The organism is Streptosporangium carneum, from assembly GCF_027922005.1.
GTDB lineage: Bacteria > Actinomycetota > Actinomycetes > Streptosporangiales > Streptosporangiaceae > Streptosporangium > Streptosporangium carneum.
The window spans coordinates 131,033-148,127 of sequence record NZ_BSEV01000013.1 but is presented as its reverse complement, the minus strand read 5'-3'; the positions used below and the strand labels follow the sequence as shown (position 1 = coordinate 148,127).

At 71.4% G+C, this 17,095-nt stretch carries 11 protein-coding genes; 5 read left to right on the top strand and 6 right to left on the bottom strand.

The features are described 5' to 3' along the window. Positions 1-8: 8 nt before the first annotated feature. The 5 genes from PKF00_RS26010 to PKF00_RS25990 all read right to left on the bottom strand — a co-directional run bounded on the left by PKF00_RS26010 (position 9) and on the right by PKF00_RS25990 (position 9,392). Positions 9-476 carry a hypothetical protein gene (locus tag PKF00_RS26010; protein WP_271220254.1) on the bottom strand — a complete coding sequence of 156 codons (468 nt, stop codon included), beginning with the start codon at positions 474-476 and terminating at the stop codon, positions 9-11. 415 nt (positions 477-891) lie between these two features. Next, positions 892-4,344, bottom strand: coding sequence for a bifunctional glycosyltransferase/CDP-glycerol:glycerophosphate glycerophosphotransferase (locus PKF00_RS26005; protein WP_271220253.1), 3,453 nt, complete (start codon positions 4,342-4,344; stop codon positions 892-894). Positions 4,345-4,423: 79 nt separating this feature from the next. Beyond that, positions 4,424-6,148 carry a glycosyltransferase gene (locus PKF00_RS26000; protein WP_271220252.1) on the bottom strand — a complete coding sequence of 575 codons (1,725 nt, stop codon included), beginning with the start codon at positions 6,146-6,148 and terminating at the stop codon, positions 4,424-4,426. Positions 6,149-6,159: 11 nt separating this feature from the next. After that, complete coding sequence (locus PKF00_RS25995) at positions 6,160-8,409, bottom strand: glycosyltransferase family 2 protein (protein WP_271220251.1); 2,250 nt, start codon at positions 8,407-8,409, stop codon at positions 6,160-6,162. Then, the gene (locus PKF00_RS25990) at positions 8,406-9,392 is read right to left on the bottom strand and encodes a class I SAM-dependent methyltransferase (protein ID WP_271220250.1); all 987 of its coding nucleotides are present in this window, start codon (positions 9,390-9,392) and stop codon (positions 8,406-8,408) included. Before PKF00_RS25990 ends, PKF00_RS25995 begins: the two co-directional genes overlap by 4 nt. Positions 9,393-10,007: 615 nt before the next feature. Between PKF00_RS25990 and PKF00_RS25985 the strand changes: the two genes are divergently transcribed. The 3 genes from PKF00_RS25985 (at position 10,008) to PKF00_RS25975 (ending at position 12,918) form a co-directional block, all read left to right on the top strand. Continuing rightward, positions 10,008-10,328, top strand: a complete 321-nt coding sequence (locus PKF00_RS25985) for a helix-turn-helix transcriptional regulator (protein ID WP_271220249.1) — start codon at positions 10,008-10,010, stop codon at positions 10,326-10,328. Then, positions 10,325-11,245: a hypothetical protein gene (locus PKF00_RS25980; RefSeq protein WP_271220248.1), complete on the top strand. Its 921-nt coding sequence runs from the start codon at positions 10,325-10,327 to the stop codon at positions 11,243-11,245. The genes PKF00_RS25985 and PKF00_RS25980 overlap by 4 nt, the downstream gene beginning before the upstream one ends. Before the next feature lie 518 nt (positions 11,246-11,763). Continuing rightward, the gene (locus PKF00_RS25975) at positions 11,764-12,918 is read left to right on the top strand and encodes a cellulose binding domain-containing protein (protein ID WP_271220247.1); all 1,155 of its coding nucleotides are present in this window, start codon (positions 11,764-11,766) and stop codon (positions 12,916-12,918) included. Between the two features lie 135 nt (positions 12,919-13,053). Here PKF00_RS25975 and PKF00_RS25970 read toward each other — a convergent pair whose 3' ends face one another. Next, positions 13,054-14,121, bottom strand: a complete 1,068-nt coding sequence (locus tag PKF00_RS25970) for an epoxide hydrolase family protein (protein WP_271220246.1) — start codon at positions 14,119-14,121, stop codon at positions 13,054-13,056. Between the two features lie 52 nt (positions 14,122-14,173). Between PKF00_RS25970 and PKF00_RS25965 the strand changes: the two genes are divergently transcribed. Beyond that, a complete protein-coding gene (locus tag PKF00_RS25965; RefSeq protein ID WP_271220245.1) occupies positions 14,174-15,187 on the top strand; it encodes a helix-turn-helix transcriptional regulator in 1,014 nt (337 codons plus the stop codon). Between the two features lie 86 nt (positions 15,188-15,273). Beyond that, positions 15,274-16,833, top strand: coding sequence for an alpha/beta hydrolase (locus PKF00_RS25960; protein ID WP_271220244.1), 1,560 nt, complete (start codon positions 15,274-15,276; stop codon positions 16,831-16,833). The last annotated feature ends 262 nt before the right edge of the window (positions 16,834-17,095 follow it).

Genomic DNA, 17,095 nt, shown 5'->3' with positions numbered 1-17,095 from the left:
AGCGGCTGTCAACCGTGATGGTCGACGCCGTCGCCGTTGCCATTTCCGTTTTCATCGCCGCTACCGTTGCCGGCGCCGTTTTCGTCACCGTTGCCGGTGCCGTTCTCATCGCCGGTGCCGTTTTCGTCACCGTCACCATTGCCGTTCTCGTCTATCCACCGCCCCTTCTCGTCGCACTTCTCGTGAGCCCAGCCTTGTGAGTAACCTATGGAGTAGCCATATCCGAAGTCCGGCAGGCCTGAGTCTCCGTGGCCATGCGGATTGGGCGGAATGCAGCGATGGCCGTCGAGCTGGCCCTGGGTGATGCCCGGCTGACAGCCGTGCCCCTTGCCGTCGCACGGATCCTGCGGTTCCAGCGGGGCCGCCCCTGGATTCGCCCGGGACGGGGCGACCAAGGCCTCCGCGGCGAAGCCCTGAGGAAGCGCGAGAGAGGCGACAAGCGCTGACCCCAGGATGAATGAGCGTTTGCCAAGCACGACCGCTCCTTTCCGGCGAACGACAAGAGCATTTGCCTCGCCTCGAAGGGGTATTCATGTGCGCAGGCTTGGGATACCCACCCATATACGACAAATAGCTACACAAGGTATAAACACCATCAATTCCCATCCAAAGAGATCATCCTTCAGCTTGTTGACCCTTTGAGCCGATGGTCCTCTTGTGGTGAATCCTTTGAGTCGACGGTCCTCTTGTGGCGAAGAGGTTCACCCGTGAGGAGTGTCCGCAGACGTCCGGCCTTCCGCGCACCCCTCGCAGGACACGGCCGAGCCAGGAGTGATCCCGGCTCGCCGTCTCCGGGCGCGGTGTGGGCGGGCGGACGACGCCCTGACACCGCATGACGCGGCTGCCCCACCGTGGGAGCCGTACCCGTTGACCCGTCGCACGGGACTGCGGTCAGCGCGGGTGGTCGTGGATGGCCTTGCGGGACTGGCGGGGGATGTCGATTCCGGCACGGTGGCCGAACACCCGGTCGACGACCCTGGCGGCGGCTCCGCCGTCGGCCGGCGGGCGCAGGTCCGCCGTGAAGTCGCGGTAGCGCGCCGCGTTCTCGGCCACCACCCGGTCGAGGTCGCGGATCGCCTCGGCGACCTCGCCGGTCGTGCGCAGCAGCGGCCCCGGCGCGCGCGCCTCGAGGTCGAAGGAGAAGCCCCGCACCTCGTCCCGGTAGCTCTCCAGGTCGTAGGCGTACAGCAGGATCGGCCTCCCGGTGACCGCGAAGTCGAACATCGCCGAGGAGTAGTCGGTGACGAGGACGTCCGCGACCAGGTAGAGGTCCTGGATGTCGGGGTAGGCCGAGACGTCGAAGACGAAGTCCGCGCCGACGCGGGGGACGCGGTCGAAGGTGTTCGGGTGCCTGCGCACCATGACCACGTGGTCCGCGCCGAGCCTCGTCCACATCCTGTGCAGGTCGAGGCGCAGGTCGAACCTGGCACGGCCCCTGCCGTGGTACCTGTCGTCACGCCAGGTCGGCGCGTACAGGACGACCTTCTTCCCCTCGGGCAGGCCGACGCGTTCGCGGATCGCCGCCACGGGCCCGGGACGGGCGAGGACGTCGTCGCGCGGGCTCCCCGTCTCCAGCACCTCCCCCTCGAAGCGGAAGGCGTCCCGCAGGACCCGCGTCCACCACGGGCCGGGCGAGACCAGGTGACTCCACTGCCCGACCTCCCCGGCCAGCCTCTCCCGGTGGGCGGGGTCGTCCAGCGGCCCCCTGTCGACGTCGAAGCCGACGCGCTTCGGCGTCGCCCCCGGCCAGGTCTGCACGACCACCTGCCCCTCCCTGCGCCGGAACCACTTGGGAAGATACGTGTTGGTCACGACGTACCTGCAGGTCGCCAGCGCATCGAAGTGCTCCCGCACGGACGTCGGAACGGGCGCGACCACCTCGGGCAGCGCCACCTGACCGTCCCTGACGTGCCACAGGAACTCCAGTTCCGTTCCCCTGCGCCGCAGCTCCTCGTAGACCGCCCGGGGGTCGCCGGAGAACTGCCTGCCGCCGTGGCTGTCGAAGAAGACGGCCTCGCGGAGCGGCTCCTCGACACGCGTGCGGGGGTAGAGCCGGTCGCGCAGCGCCCTCCTGGTCTTGAGGTCCTGCGCCTCGCCCCTCAGATCGCCGCCGACGGTGAGCGTGGGGAGCCTGTCGGGTCCTGTCTCGAGGACGAGCCTCCTGCGCGGGGACTCGTGCGCCACCGGCGCGTCCAGGGCGGACACGATCCGTCGCGCCCGGCCCTCTGAGCGTACGGCCATGCCGTACGTGCCGGAGGGCAGCGGCAGCCGTCCCGCGAGGGAGGCGACCTCGCGCGGCGTCACCGTGACCGTGAAGCGCCCGCCGGACAGACGCAACGGGAACAGGTGCTCGTCGGACCGGTTGCGGGAGGTCACCACCAGGTGCGCGGGCCCCTCGCCGACGGCCGTCCCGGTCAGCTCCAGGTCGCCCTCCCCGGTCCACTCGGCGCGTTGGACGTGGAAGGCGGAGGCGTGTTCCCTCAGCACGAGGGCTCCGGAGGCGGAGGCGCCCACGGCGAGGTCACGGCCCGCGTGGACGTGACGGCATTCCGCGCCCGCCCCGACGGGGCCCGCGCCCTCGACCTCGAAGCGCCACTCGGCGGTCGTGTCGAGGATCCCGGCCTCCGGGCTGGAGGCGGGCAGCACGGGCAGCCGGGATGACAACGGCCCCTCCAGGTCGACCGCGACCCTGAAACCCTCACCGGAGACGCTGATCGGATACCGGTGGACGATCCCGCCCTCCGAGCGGGACACCAGCAGGACGGGGTCGGGCCCGAGGTCCTCCAGAACGCGTCCCGACAGCAGCAGCCGGTCGCCGTCCGGCGTGCACGCCGTGGCCCTGGCCCTCTCCCGCTCGACCCGGACGCGGAACTCCCCCGCCTCCGTCCAGTGGGGCCAGACCCGCACGCCCCGCTGGGACCTGTGGTGTTCGAGCGGTTCGTCCCCGGACCGGTCCGGCCTGCTCAGGCGCTCACGCCTGAGCAGGCCCCGGTGCACGACCCACAGATCCACCCGCCAGGTCGCCTCCTCCTCGCCCAGCCTGTCGACGTCGACGGCGAACCGGAAACCGCACCAGTCCTCCGAGTCCCTGGAGACGAGCGAGACGGTCCTGAACGCGGTGACGGGAACCCTGATCCCTCGCCCGGTGTCCTCCCGCACGAACCACGCGAACACGAACTGGTGCCTGCGCTCCTGCGGGCTGAGGTATCTCAGCGTCACCCTGCCCTGCACGCTGAGCCTTCCACCCTCCCAGCGGACGTCGTCGATCCGCTGCCTCGGCTCCAGTTCGCGGCTGAGCCGGGTCGTCCTCGGGCGCAGCGGCACCGGGGCCGCGAGGTGGTGACGGCGCAGGCGTCTGACGACCCGGGCCTCCGGTGGGACCGTTCTCTCCCACTCCATGAACTCGAGCAGCTCGGGCAGGCGACGCTCCCGCACCAGCTGCCATCTGACCCGCTTCGGCGCGGGGAGCCGCGCGAACACCCGGGGGTCGACGGCGTCGAGGTAGTCGCGGGCGAGGTCGAGGAAACGCTCGCGGAACGCCTCCCCCGCCCTCTCCAGAGCGGGGAGGAACACCGGCAGATCGCCGTCGAGCACGGTGAGGTCCCACGCGGGCACGTGCGCGGCACGCCCGTTGCCGAGCAGGAAGCGCCGCACCGACATGACCGACGCGAAGCGGTCCTCGATGCCCTTGACGTGCGTGCGGTCCTGGGTGATCGACAGGGAGTCGCCGTCGCGCTCCCTCCACAGGTATATCGGGCAGGCGAGCACGTCGACGGCCGCGGCGAGGAAGTGGGCGGGCAGGGCGACGGAGGTGTCCTCGTAGAGCACCCCCTCGGGGAAGTCGAACGCGTGCTTCTCCCAGAACGACCGCCGCCACAGCTTGTTGGTGACCAGGCGGTCCCGCAGCAGGATCTCCCTGCGGGTGACGTGAGTCCGCGCGGCCCGCTCCGCGAAGACCTCCCTGTGCATGTTCGACTGCCACGCGCCCCGCCCGTTGAACCGGTGCACGTTCCCGGTGACGAGGTCGGACCCGGTCTCCGCGAGGGTGACCGCCATGGTCTCCAGCGCGTACGGCGGAAGCATGTCGTCGCTGTCGACGAAGGCGAGGAACTCCCCCGACGCGGCCCGCAGACCGGCGTTGCGCGCCGCGCCGAGCCCGGCGTTCGCCTGACTGACGAGGACGAACCGCCCGTCCCGCTCGGCGAACCCTGCGGCGATCTCCGCACTGGCGTCCGGCGACCCGTCGTCGACCATGACGACCTCGATGTCCCGCCACGTCTGACAGGCCAGCGACTCAAGGCAGGCCTCGAGGTACGGCTCCACATCGTAGATCGGAACAATCACACTCAGACCAGGCAAGACGTCAACCCCCATGGCTGAAGCGGACGAGAAATCGTCGGGCCGGACATCGTCACATCGGTTCTCATCCCGGACGGCTCCCCCCTCGGGAACGGGACCGCCTGCTCCTGCGGATGCCCGCGACGGAGAGCGCCCTCCTGAGCCCTCGCCTGAGCGTCCGTCCGAGGCGTCGCCTCGGCGCGCGGTCGAGCCTGCCCTGCAGCCGCATCGTCTTCCGCTTCCAGCGCAGCGCCTTCTTCTTCCACCGCTTCGCCTTGTCGGAGACCCGGGACGGTTTCTCGGCGACCTCCTCGGTCGCCAGCAGCCCCCAGGTCTTCCCGTCGAGCCACTGCGTCCCGAAGGTCGCGTCCACGAGGTCCTCCGTGAAGGTCCCGGAGTCCGGGGCGTCACCGGGGCCGCGGCCCGTCCGGAGCGTCCGCGCCCGCATCAGGGCCGCGGTCCGTTCGAGTCTGGCCGTGACCACCCCGCCGTTCCCGCCGGCTCCTCCCCTGACGTCGCCTCCGGCGACCTCCGCGAGCGCCAGCGAGACCAGCCCGTACCCCTCCTCGTTCGCGAACCGGACGAGCCGGTTCAGGAAGTCGGCCCCGGGCACCCAGCCCGGCGGGCAGACGAACCGGAAGGGCGCGGGGAAGGGCGTCTCCTCGACGCCCTCCACCAGGCGGACCCTGCCGTCGTGCGCGTAGAGCTCGTGGACGAGCCGCAGGTCGACGAAGGGGTCGTCGAGCGGGGCCCGGCGACCGCCGGGCACGGCCGACCACGGCCCCACGACGGCGACCTGGACGTCGGACGTCGAGCCGCCCAGGAACCCGTCGACCGTGGCGCGCACCTGCTCGTACGACGCGTCCCCCACCGTCACCACGATCTCGACGAACGGGACCTCCCACTGCCTGGCGGGGGGTTTGCGCAGCCAGCGGTAGCTGGGGACCCTGTTGGCGAGGAAGACCCAGTTGTGCCGCTTGACCTCCTGCTCCCTGCGCATCACCGTGGACGCCCCCAGGTGGCGGCTGCGGGACTCCCCGTCGGCCACGAAGACCGCGCCCGCCTGCGCCAGGCGGTAGCCCAGCTCGGTGTCCTCCGCGAGCACGAGGGAGGTGTCCATCCCTCCCGCGGCGCGCAGCAGCGACGCGGGCAGGGAAGCGCTCGCGCCGACGTGGACCTTGAACGCGTCGAGTCCCGCCTCCCGCAGGTCCCTCGTCCGCTCGATGTACTCGCTGCTCCAGGTCTCGGAGACGTCGCCCTCCGCGTCGAACAGCTTCTCCGCGGCGCCCGCGCTCACCGCGGCGTGCACCTCGGCGGGGCTGAGGCTCTCCTTCCATGCGGAGACCATCTTGAGCCTGCCGAGCACGGTGAAGTAGTCGGCCAGGTGGTGCCAGCGCATCTGCGCCTCCACCTGTTCGCGGAAGACGACCATGTCGGCGTCGAGCCAGTGGATCACCTCGCCCTCCGCCACGTCGGCCCCTGTCTGACAGGCCCAGGCGCGGCCCCAGCCTCCGGGGCGGCTGGGCACGATCCGGGTGCGCTCGGGAACGATCTCGGGCAGCCGCAGCGCGGGCTCGCTCCCGTCGTCGACGACGACGACCTCCATCAGGTGGCCGGGGTAGCTCTGCGCGGCCAGGCTCGCGAGGGTCAGCGGGAGGGTGTGACTCCGGAAGGCGGGGATGACGACGCTCACGGTGCGTCCGGGAACCCACGCTCCCAGCTCCGGAGGGGTCACCGCGCCGAAGTCGTTGAGCCGGATCAGCGGCTGGGGCCCCCTGGCCGGATGGACGCGCGCGCCCTGCATGTTCATCGTGGACACCTTCATGCCTCGTCGTGCTCTCCGGTCTCTCCGGTCGCGGAGAGTCCTTCCATTTCCATCAGCGGATTGGCGTGCAGCCCTCTCCACTGCCGCCGGAACGACCGCAGGAAGGCGTTGATGGGCTCCTGCCAGGTGTGGCCCGAGGCCTCCCTGCGCCGGAGGATGTAGTTGAGGCCGTGGGTGCGGTAGATCCTTCCTCCGGCCGCGGAGACCGACTGCAGCAGCTGGCCGTCCACGGTCCGCGGGATCGGCCGGAACCCTCCCACGTCGTCGAACGCGGCGCGGGACATCAGCATGGTGCCGCCCGCCACGACGCCGGTGTAGGTCTCCGTCGTCAGGACGCGCCGTACGGTGACGCCGATCCGCTCCAGGTAGACGAACTCCGGCGCGGACCCCACCAGGTCGGCGGAGGAGTAGTGGTGGGCGAGCAGCAGGTCCGACAGGTGCTCGGGACCGTACCAGTCGTCGTCGTCCATCTTCGTGAGGTAGGCGCCGCGGGCCCGTTCCGCCGCCTGGTTGAGGGCGTCTCCGAACACCAGGCGTGAGTCGGCCTCGATCACAGTGATCGTTCCCTTGTAGGCGGAGACGGCGGACGCGACGTCCGGGTGGTCGGCGGGGAAGCCGTGCAGCGTCAGGAGCACCTCGACCTCCGGCCCCCGCTGCCTGCCTGCCTGCTCCAGCGCGAAGGCCACCATGTCGGGCCGCCGGGTGCACAGCAGCACCGAGACCGTCCGCGGGGCCCGCGGCCTGACGCCCCCCGCGGCGGCGAGCCCGCGCCACCTGCCCGCGACACCGTGCAGGGCGAGCGCGCACCTGCGCAGCCTGACGCTGTGCTGCTCACGGTCGAGGGCGTCGGACAGCCGTTCGGCCGTGAAGCCGTCCAGCAGCGCCGCCAGCTCGCCGCCGAGCAGGTCACGCCACGCCGCCGCCGGTTCGGCGAGCACGGGGACGCCCGCGGCCGCGAGACCGCAGACGGCACGGGCGACGCCGAGGGGGGCGCTCCAGCCCGCCGTGAGGTCGACGGCGACGCCCGTGAGCCCGCGCATGCGGGCGACGTCCGCGTCCGTGAGGGATCCGGACAGCGGGACGCGCACGACGTCGCCGTCTGCGACGACCACCTCGTACGCCCCGGACCGCTCGACCAGCTCGCCCACGGGCCCGTCCGCCTCCGGGAGGAACCCGATGGGGCAGATCGACCGCTCGTCGATCGGCGCGAGATGGTCGGGCGTCAGGTGACCGGGCGTCAGGTGGCCGGGCAGGGGCTCGAAGGGCTCGTCGGAAGCCCGGGAGCCGGGAGCGAGGGGGGCGGACCGGGGTCGTCCGGCGACGAGACGGTCGGAGAACGGGCCGGGGGGTGTGAGGCGGCCGGGACCGGAAGGGGCGGTCGCGAGGCGGTCGGGGGTGAGGCCGGGTTCCAGCCGGTCGATCGGAGGCGGTCCGCCCGGCTGCCAGGCGGGCGCGTCCGGGCTCGCCGTGCGAACCGTGTCCGCCCCGCCCTGAGGGACGGGCGCGTCCGGGCTCGCCGTACGGACCGTGTCCGCCCCGGCCCGAGGGAGAGGGAGGGAACGGAGGGAGAGATCGCATCCCGGCGCGTCGCGCCTGGCCGGGACGGGACCGGAGACGGGGGCCAGCGTGACGTTCGGATCTCCGGGACGCCACTGGCCCGCGCCCACCCCCGACAGGGAGACCACCGGGGCGAGCAGCGTCTCACGGGAAAGGCCGCCCATCCCCCTGGCGACGGCCCGCAGGACGTCGCCCGCGGGCACGGCTCTGCCGAAGGTCACATCGATCCGCCAGGCGGGGGCGGGAGCCCGCGCCGAGTCGCGGGCACGCCGTTCTCCTCCCCTGCGGACGCGGACGTCGCGCAGCGTGCGCCAGAACGCGGCGCCGTCCACGGCGGGCACCGGCGCCGGCCGCCACGGCGGGGACTCGGCGACGATCACTGTCAGCGCGCGGGAGCGCGGCAGCATGTCGGAGTACGGCACCGCCCGCCGCAGGTCGGCGGGCGTCCTCGCCAGGAGGAGGAAGCTCTCCTGCTCCTCCGTCGCGATCAGGTGGTCGGCGGGCAGGGCGTCCAGGTCGGCCCAGGTCACCTCGATCCCCTCGCACAGCCCGGCCGGCGACGTGGGGCTCGCCTCGAACCCGATGTGGCATCCGAGCGCGGGCGGGGCCGCCTCGGGCCCGCCGTCCGCGTGCCGCCTGGGAGCGGAGTCCCGGCGAGGGTTGACGGGTCGCTCACGACGAGGGCTCACGCGCCGCTCCTGACGAACACGTCCAGGCCCTTCTCCGCCGCGTGACTGGTCCGGACGACCTCGGGGAAGTGAGCGGCCCAGCGGTCGCTCACCGCCCTGTCCCCCGCACGGGCCGCGTCGTCGAGGAAGATCGCGACCTGTTCCGAGCAGCGGGGCAGCAGGAGCGGCAGGGCCGGATAGCGCGCGTCGGGACCCGTGTCGCCCGGCGGCCCGTCGACGAAGACCAGGCCGACGTCCGCGACGTCCGCGAGGGCGTCCCTGGAGTACCAGAGGTAGGTCTCCTCCTCGCTCTCCCAGGGCTGGAGGGGCGCGTCACGCACCTCGACGACGGCGGAGAGCCCGTGCGCGCGGACCAGGTCCCGGCTCGCCTCCGCGTAGCGCGCGTCGTGTTCGAGCGCCACGATCGTCGCCCCGATCCGTTCGGCGACGTAGCCGAGCCACACGCTGGAGGACCCGCTGCCGCACTCGACGATCGTCCGGGGCCGGGTCCTGAGGATCCACGCGACCATCGTCCGCAGCACGTCCGGTGACGCCGCCCACCCTCTGAGCGGGGGCAGCGGGGCGCGGGGGGTGATGAGCGCCCTCAGGTCGGCGAGCGCCTCCAGCTGGACGTACGAACGCTGGATCTCCCGTTCCAGGGAGCGGCACTCCTTGCCCACGCGGGTGAATCCGCGCTCCATCAGATCCTGTGACCTGGTGACGGCGCCGACGCACTCGGCGTGCCGCGTGCCGCTCGCGCTCTCCAGCGAGCCGACCTTGCGTTCCAGGCGGGCGAGCGCCCTGCCCGTCGCCCTGCCCGTCCGCTTGGTCCTCGCGTTGCCCCGCCGGGACACGCGCAGCACCGAGCGCACGGCGGTGAGCGCCAGATATCCCGTTCCCGCCACGAGACCGGCGGACAGCGCGGAGGACAGGCGGGCGTCGATCTCGCCCGCACCGTACGCCAGCGCCGAAGCGGTCAGCGCCAGACCGGTCGCCACGGTCATGGAACGACTGGGAAATCTCATCGACGGCATACGCATACGAGCCTTTCACCGAAATCGCCCGCACGGATCGCATTTCAGCGTTCACCGGCCATTCAACGGGCAACGTTGTGAAATAACGTAGTGGCCGCTTCAAAGCGCCGATCCGTGCTTGGCCTGGGCTTTACGAAGCCAGGTGCAACCACTTGCGCGCCGGGGGTGCGACGACGTCGAATCCACCACGACTCTCCGAACACCGGCACCAGACGGAAAAAACGCGTTCGGCGGTGAAGAGCGATGAATCATCGTGATCAGCCGGTTGATTTGCGATCGGTCGCCGAATTCACGTTCGTCCTGACTCGTGCTCGACTGCCGGGCCGTACGGCGACGCCGCACGGAGACGACCGCCGACGCCGTACGGCGACGCCGCGCGAAGACGACCGCCGACGCCGTACGGCGACGCCTGACGTGTGCGGATCACCGGGGCGTACGGCGACGCGGGGCGCGCCCATGGCCGCAGGAAGGCGCGACCGGTTCCCGCGCCGCCCCCTTCACCGGTCTCCGAGGTGACACTTTCCGATTGTTCTCTACCAAGGGGCTAGGTAGAGATAAACTTATGGCATGGGTGTTGCTCCACGAATGACCTTGCCTACCCAGCTCGTGTTGAGAGCACTGCTCGACGCCCCGGCCCGCGAGATGTACGGCCTGGAGATCTGCGCCGCCGCCGGACTGCCCAGCGGCACGATCCACCCCATCCTCGCCCGCCTGGAGGGCATCGGCTGGCTGGAGTCCCGGTGGGAGGAGGCGGAGCCGCAGGAGCGGGGAAGGCCCCGCCGCCGCTACTACCGCTTCGCCCCCGACGGCGCGGAACGCGCGCGCATCGCCCTGGCCCAGGCTCACACCAGGGTGGGCAGGCTGCTGCCCGCCCTACGGCACAGGCTCGCCGGCGGTGACACGTGAACGAACCCTCCTTGGGCCGCGCCCTCGACCACGCCTTCTCCCTCGACCGCGCCCTCGACAGCGCCTTCGACCACGCGCTTCTCCTCGCCCGCGACCGCGCCCGCAGACGCGCCTTCGACCATCCCCTCGACCGCGCCCTGGACCGGGCCCTCGACCTCACCCGTGTCCGCACCCTGGACCGCGCCCGCGACCTCGCCCGCGACCTGACCCTCGACCTCGATCTCACCTCCGTCTCGGACCGGGCCGTCGACCACGCCCTGAACCGGGCCCGCCTGCTCGCCCGCGCCCTCGACCGCGACCTCACCCGTGACCTCGCCGCCGACCACGCCTGCGAGCTCGATCGCGATCTCGGCGTCGCCCGCGTCCTGGTCCACAGCCTCACACTCGACCTCGTCGCCCTGGCCGCCGGACGCGCCCAGGGCGACCCGCCCGCCCCGGAAGACCCGCGGGAGGAGCCGGAACGCCCCGCTGTCGCGCCGTCCGCGCGGCGGCTGGTCGGCCTGACGGTGCGGATACTGCCCGCCGCGCACCGCGAGCGCTACGCCGAGGAGCTGGGCGCGGAGCTGTGGGACCTGGCGGCGGTGCGCGCGACCCGGGTCATGCAGGTGCTGTACGCCGCCCAGCAGCTCAGCCGGGTCTGGCGGCTCCGCTGCGAGCTGCGAGCCCCCGGACGGCGCGGGACCGTCGAGACGCTGCACCGGTGGATGTGCTGGATGCTCGCCTCCCAGGCACGCACCTGGACACCGCTGAGCGCGCTGACCGTCATGGCGTTCTTCGACGTGGCGGTGAGGCAGGGGTGGGGCTCGGCCCTCCTGGCCGCTCCCACGGTCTGGCTGCTCTACGAAGGGATCGAGTGGCTGCGAAAGCGCTGGGGGGTGCGGGTCGCCGGCCGCGAACACCCTGAGGACAGCGGCTGACGCCCGATCTCGACACCCGGCGAATGCCCTGTCGATGAACGGCTGCGTACGGCGGCAGGGAGAGGTTCTCCACCTTCCGGTCTTCGAAGACTCCTGGCGCACGGAGACCGGAAGGGGGGCGCCCGTCTGTCGACCCGCCGACCGCGGAGACGGTGATCCAGACCGCGGCCGGGGACTTCGGCTTTCCCGTCCGGGACCTGGGCGATGGCTGGTGGTGGGTGGAGTAGGTCGCTCGGCGGCCCGACCGCCCTCGCCTCTCCTGCCGCCTGTCCCTGAAAAACAGAATCAACAGGCAAAGGCAGAAAGAGTTAATCTACTGGATTTCACGCACGGAACACCAGAGGCAATTGCGGCCAGTTCTCGCCGCAGCGCGCCAAGAGTCTCCGCATGGCCGTTCCCACCTGCCCGTCGCCGCCCACCTGCGCTTTTATCGTCCTGTGAAATCACGGCTTTACGGGATGTCAAAAATGGTTCACAATCGCTGCGGGGGCACGCCGAAACGATTCGACAGGAGCATCATGCAACTCGGCAGGCGAGCCCTCGGGGCGGTCCTCCTCACCTTCGGAATCATCACCCTGGCGTTACTCACCGCCGCACTGGTGATCGTCCCAGCTGGAGAGGCGGCCCTGGCCGCCGTCCCGGCGAAGGACGTCGCGTACGCGGCCGGTGCGGCGGGAGCGGCCGACGACACCAGACCACCGACACGTCCCGCCGGGCTGCGGCCCTGCCCGGTGCCGTTCGCCCCCACCAAGGCCGCATCCAGGGAAACCGGCTACGCCTCCATCTGCTGGAGCGCCTCGTCGGACGACACCGGGGTCGCCGGCTACGACCTGTACCGCCTGGACGCCAAGGGCTTCGTCCTCGCCGCCACCACGACCGGCACGGTCGGCGGCTTCTCGGGCGACCTGGGCCGCCTGTACACCATGTACGTCGTGGCCAGGGACTCGGCGGGGAACGTCAGCCCGCCCTCGACCCTGATCACGGTGGCCGCGGTACGCGGGATGACCCCGACCTCCTCGCCGAGCCCCGAGCCGGGCGACCACGTGCCGCCGTCCAAGCCGACCGGCCTGCGTGACGCCTGCCTGCCGGACTACAAGGGCGTCTCGTTCTGCTGGCAGCCGTCGACCGACAACGTGGCGGTGACGGCGTACGACGTCTACCGCGAGACCGCGACGGCCTACACCAGGGTCGGCACGGTCTCCCCCTCCAGCTACCTGATCTTCATGGAGTCCGGCCTGGTCACCGGGCAGCGCTACACCTACGTCGTGGTCGCGAAGGACGAGGCCGACAACGTCAGCCAGCCGTCCGACCCGCTGTCCGCCCTCTCCGGGGAGGGTTTCCCCACCCCGAGCCCGTCGTGCACGGTGTCGTACCGCGCGGCGACGTGGAGTTCGCGGCTGAACGCGGAGATCACCGTCCGTAACATCGGCACGACCCCGATCGACGGCTGGAGGCTGACGGTCGACTACCCGGCCTCGACCACGCAGCTCGTCTCCGGCTGGTCCGCGGACTGGACCCAGAGCGGCGCACGACTCACCGGCACGAACAAGCAGTGGAACAAGGTCATCCCCGTCGGCTCGACGACCCAGGTCGGATTCACCGCCTCCTACAGCGGCTCCGTGCCCGCCCCCGTGAGCTTCGCTCTCAACGGAAGGCTCTGCGTCGTCGACTGACCGCGCCCGAGCGGTGCCGCCGTGGTGGCGCGTCCCCATGGCGGCACCGCTCAGCCGCGCCGCAGGCCGGGCCTGACCGGCAGCCAGAGCAGGTACGGCGCGCCGACGACGTCACCGCCCCAGAGGCCGCGCGGGTCAGAGCCGCTTGAGGAAGAACTCCCGGATGTCGGAGACAAGCAGCTCGGGCACCTCCATCGCCGGGAAGTGCCCGCCCCGGTCGTACTCCGCCCAGTGCACGACGTTGTGGTCCCGCTCGGCGACGCGGCGGACGCCGAGGTCGCCGGGGAAGACGGCCACGCCGTGCGGGACGGCGGAGTAGGTGCTCTGCGAGCCCCAGGCCTTCGCGCTCTCCCGGTACAGCCGCGCGGAGGACCCGGCGGTGCCGGTGAACCAGTAGACGCTGACGTTGGTGAGCAACTGGTCGCGGTCGACTTCGACGCCGGTCCACTCGACGAACTTCTCCGCGATCCACGCGAGTTGCCCGACGGGGGAATCATGCAGACCGTAGGCGAGGGTCTGCGGACGGGTGGACTGGATCATGGCGTATCCGGAACCGTCCATGTCCTGGTACTTCGCCACCCGAGCCTCCTCTATCTCGGTCAGGCCCGCCAGGGGCTCCGCCGGAAAGCCGAGGGCGCCGTTGACATGGACGCCGACGACGCGTTCGGGAGCGATCCGGCCCACCTCGGGAGAGATGACCGCGCCGCTGTCGGTGCCGTGCACGCCGTAACGGTCGTAGCCGAGCCGCTCCATCAGCACCGCCCACGCGCGGGCGACCCGGTCGAGGTCCCACCCCTGCTCGCGGGTCGGCCCGGAGAAGCCGAAGCCGGGGATGGAGGGGGCGACCACGTGGAAGTCCTCCGACAGCGGGCCGAGCACGCGCTGGAACTCGACGACCGAGCCGGGCCAGCCGTGCGTGACGAGCAGCGGGATCGCGTCGGGGTTGGCCGAGCGGACGTGGACGAAGTGCACGTTCTGCCCGTCGATCTCGGTGGTGAACTGCGGAAACCCGTTGAGCGCCGCTTCGTGCGCCCGCCAGTCGTAGCCGTCCCTCCAGTGTTCGGCCAGCTCCCTGACGTACGCCAGCGGCACGCCGTACGACCGGCCTGCCTCGGGGAGCTCGTCGGTCCAGCGGGTGCGCGCGAGACGGTCGCGCAGGTCGATGATGTCGGCTTCGGGGATTTCGATGCGGAACGGCTTCATGTGGAAGACTCTAGAAAGAGATTAGGACAAGTTCCGTCCTAGGAGGACACAGGTGCTGGAGACGTCGGCGCGGCTGTTGAAACTGCTCTCGCTCCTGCAGACGCACCGCGACTGGCCGGGCACGGAGCTGGCCGAACGTCTCGGCGTCTCCACCCGCACCGTACGGCGCGACGTGGACCGTCTCCGCGAGCTCGGCTACCCGGTCGACGCCGCCGCGGGCACCCCCGGCTACCGCCTGGGCGCGGGCTCGCAGTTGCCCCCGCTCCTGCTCGACGACGACGAGGCGGTCGCCGTGGCGGTGGGGCTGAGCACGGCGGCGACCGGCGGCGTCACGGGCATCGAGGAGACCTCGCTGCGCGCGCTGACCAAGCTGGAGCAGGTGATGCCCGCCCGGCTCCGGCACCGCGTCACCTCCCTGCGCGCGGTGACCGTGCCGATGGGCAACGAGGCCGCCGCGGTCGAGCCGGGCACGCTGTCCGCGATCGCCGCGGCGGCCCGCGCCCGCGAAAGCCTGCGCTTCGACTACCGCGCGCACGACGGCGGCTCCACCACGCGGACGGTGGAGCCGTACCGGCTGGTCAACTCGGGCCGCCGCTGGTATCTCGTCGGCTGGGACCTGGCACGCGCCGACTGGCGCACCTACCGGGTCGACCGCCTGGCCCTGCGCACCCCCAACGGCCCCCGCTTCACCGCGAGGGAGCTCCCGGCCGACGACCTGGCGGCCTACGTCTCCCGCGGCATCTCCAGCGAGCCGTACCGCCACCAGGGCCGGTTCCTGGTGCACGCCCCGGCCCAGGAGGTCGCCGAACGCATGCCCGCCACCACGGCCGCCGTGCAGGCTCTCGACGAGGGCACGTGCGAGCTGGTCAGCGGCTCGAACTCGCTCGACGAGCTGCTGCTGTGGGTGACGCTGATGGGCTTCGCGTTCGAGGTCACCTCGCCGCCGGAGCTGGCCGGACGGGCGCGGGACCTGGGAGAGCTCCTCACCGGGGCGGCCGGGGATGGACGAACGCCGGGAGACGGCGGGGATGGTACACCGCGTTTTCCGGGATGTTCTAAGACCTGAGTCCCATCTCATCACCCCTGTGGGGGAGCCGCCGACCCACTCTTCGGCCGATCCCCGTTTGTCCGGGTTCAGTCGATCATCAAGGCATGCGACGATTAGCCGCCCTGTTGTTAGGGCTTGTAACCCCTCTCGCCCTTCTCACCCCGGCCTCGGCCGCCACGGCACAGGCCGCCGAGTCCAGCGGCGCGATCTCCTGGACGCCCTGCCCGGAGGATCCGACGGCGGAGTGCGGGACACTGGCCGTACCGATCGACTGGAAGCGCCCGGCGAGCGGCACGTTCGACGTGGCCGTCGCCCGCCGCAGGGCCGCCGACCCGGCCGCCAGGATCGGCGCGCTCGTGCTGGGCGCGGGCGGCCCCGGAGGATCGGGGGTGGATCTGGTCCTCTACGGCGCGGAGCTCTTCAGCCCCGAGCTCCTGCGCCGCTTCGACCTCGTCAGCCTCGACCCGCGCGGCACGAACCGCAGCCACCCCGTGGTCTGCTCCACGGACCTGATGGCGCAGGAGCCCGATCCGATCATGAAGAGCCAGGCCGACTTCGACCGGAGGCTGGCCTACAACGAGCGGCTGCGCGCCGACTGCAGGGCCCGCACCGGCCCGCTGTTCGACCACGTCGACTCGCTCAGCACCGTGGCCGACCTCGACGCCTTCCGCGCCGCGCTCGGCGAGGAGAGACTGAGCTTCTACGGCGGCTCCTACGGCACCCTCCTCGGCCAGCAGTACGCCGAGCGCCACCCGCGCCGGGTCCGGGCCTTCACGCTCGACAGCACCATGGACCACAGCCTCGACACGCAGGGCTTCATGGACACCGAGGCCTGGGGCGCGCAGGACGCCTTCGACGAGTTCACGGCCTGGTGCGAACGGGACAGCCGCTGCCTCCAGCACGGCGAGGACGTCAGAGCGTTCTGGAGAGCGCTGCTGGCCCGCGCCGACCGCGGCGAACTGCCGGCTCCCGGGCAGCCCGAGGTCAAGGTGACCGCGTTCATGCTCATCGACGCCGCGACGGGCTACTTCTACACTCCGGCCTCCTGGCTGCCGTTCTCCGAGCTCCTCGCCGCCCTCGACAGCGGCGGGGCGATGCCTCAGGGGGCGTTGCCCCTGATGTCCCCGCCAGCCGACAGGGCGCAGGAGGTCACCCCCAACCCCACCCAGATCCTCTGCCTGGACTTCCGGCTGCCCGTCCGCGACTACCGCGAGTACGGCAGGCACCTGCGCCGGATGGCGAAGATCGCACCCGACATGCGCTACAGCCCCCTGTCGTTCGTGCCGGTCGTCTCCTGCCTCGGTCAGCCGGACCCGATCCCCAACCCGCAACACCGGCTGAAGGTCCGCACGGACACGCCGGTGCTGGTCGTCAACTCCAAGCACGACCCGGCCACCGTCTACCCGTGGGCGACGAGCACGACCCGCCAGCTGGGCCGCTCGGGACGGCTGCTCACCTACGAGGGCTGGGGGCACATCGCCTACTTCAGAGGAGGGACGTGCGTCACCCAGGCCGTCGACTCCTACCTGATCTCGCAGACCCTGCCCGCGCGGGGAGCCAGCTGCCCGGCCGTCCCGCCCGCCGACGAGACCGACAGGCTCCACAAGCTCCGGGAGCTCGGCACCCGGCTACCCGGCACGCCTGGCTGGGCCTTCCCCTTCTGACCCCTTCCTGATCCCTTCCGCTTTCTCCACGCTCGTACGCGCGTCGTGGACGCGCGTACGAGCACACACGCTGAGAAACATCACTACAAAAACTGTTATTTCGGCCAGCAACGAGGTTTCGGATATCCCAAGCGTCTGTCACCTCGCCGCCCGCCTCACCCCCCGAGGCGAATACGGGGAGGCCTGGACCGGGAAGCACCGACACCGCACGGCGTTCCACGGAGTGTCGAAGACTTGGGCACCCACTTCGCCACCCTTACAA

Bases quoted from the DNA above. Each gene is read 5' to 3' on its own strand.
- PKF00_RS25990 (WP_271220250.1), bottom strand. From the start codon at position 9,392: ATGACCGTGGCGACCGGTCTGGCGCTGACCGCTTCGGCGCTGGCGTAC.
- PKF00_RS25970 (WP_271220246.1), bottom strand. From the start codon at position 14,121: ATGAAGCCGTTCCGCATCGAAATCCCCGAAGCCGACATCATCGACCTG.
- PKF00_RS25985 (WP_271220249.1), top strand. From the start codon at position 10,008: ATGACCTTGCCTACCCAGCTCGTGTTGAGAGCACTGCTCGACGCCCCG.
- PKF00_RS26000 (WP_271220252.1), bottom strand. From the start codon at position 6,148: ATGAACATGCAGGGCGCGCGCGTCCATCCGGCCAGGGGGCCCCAGCCG.
- PKF00_RS25975 (WP_271220247.1), top strand. From the start codon at position 11,764: ATGCAACTCGGCAGGCGAGCCCTCGGGGCGGTCCTCCTCACCTTCGGA.
- PKF00_RS25960 (WP_271220244.1), top strand. From the start codon at position 15,274: ATGCGACGATTAGCCGCCCTGTTGTTAGGGCTTGTAACCCCTCTCGCC.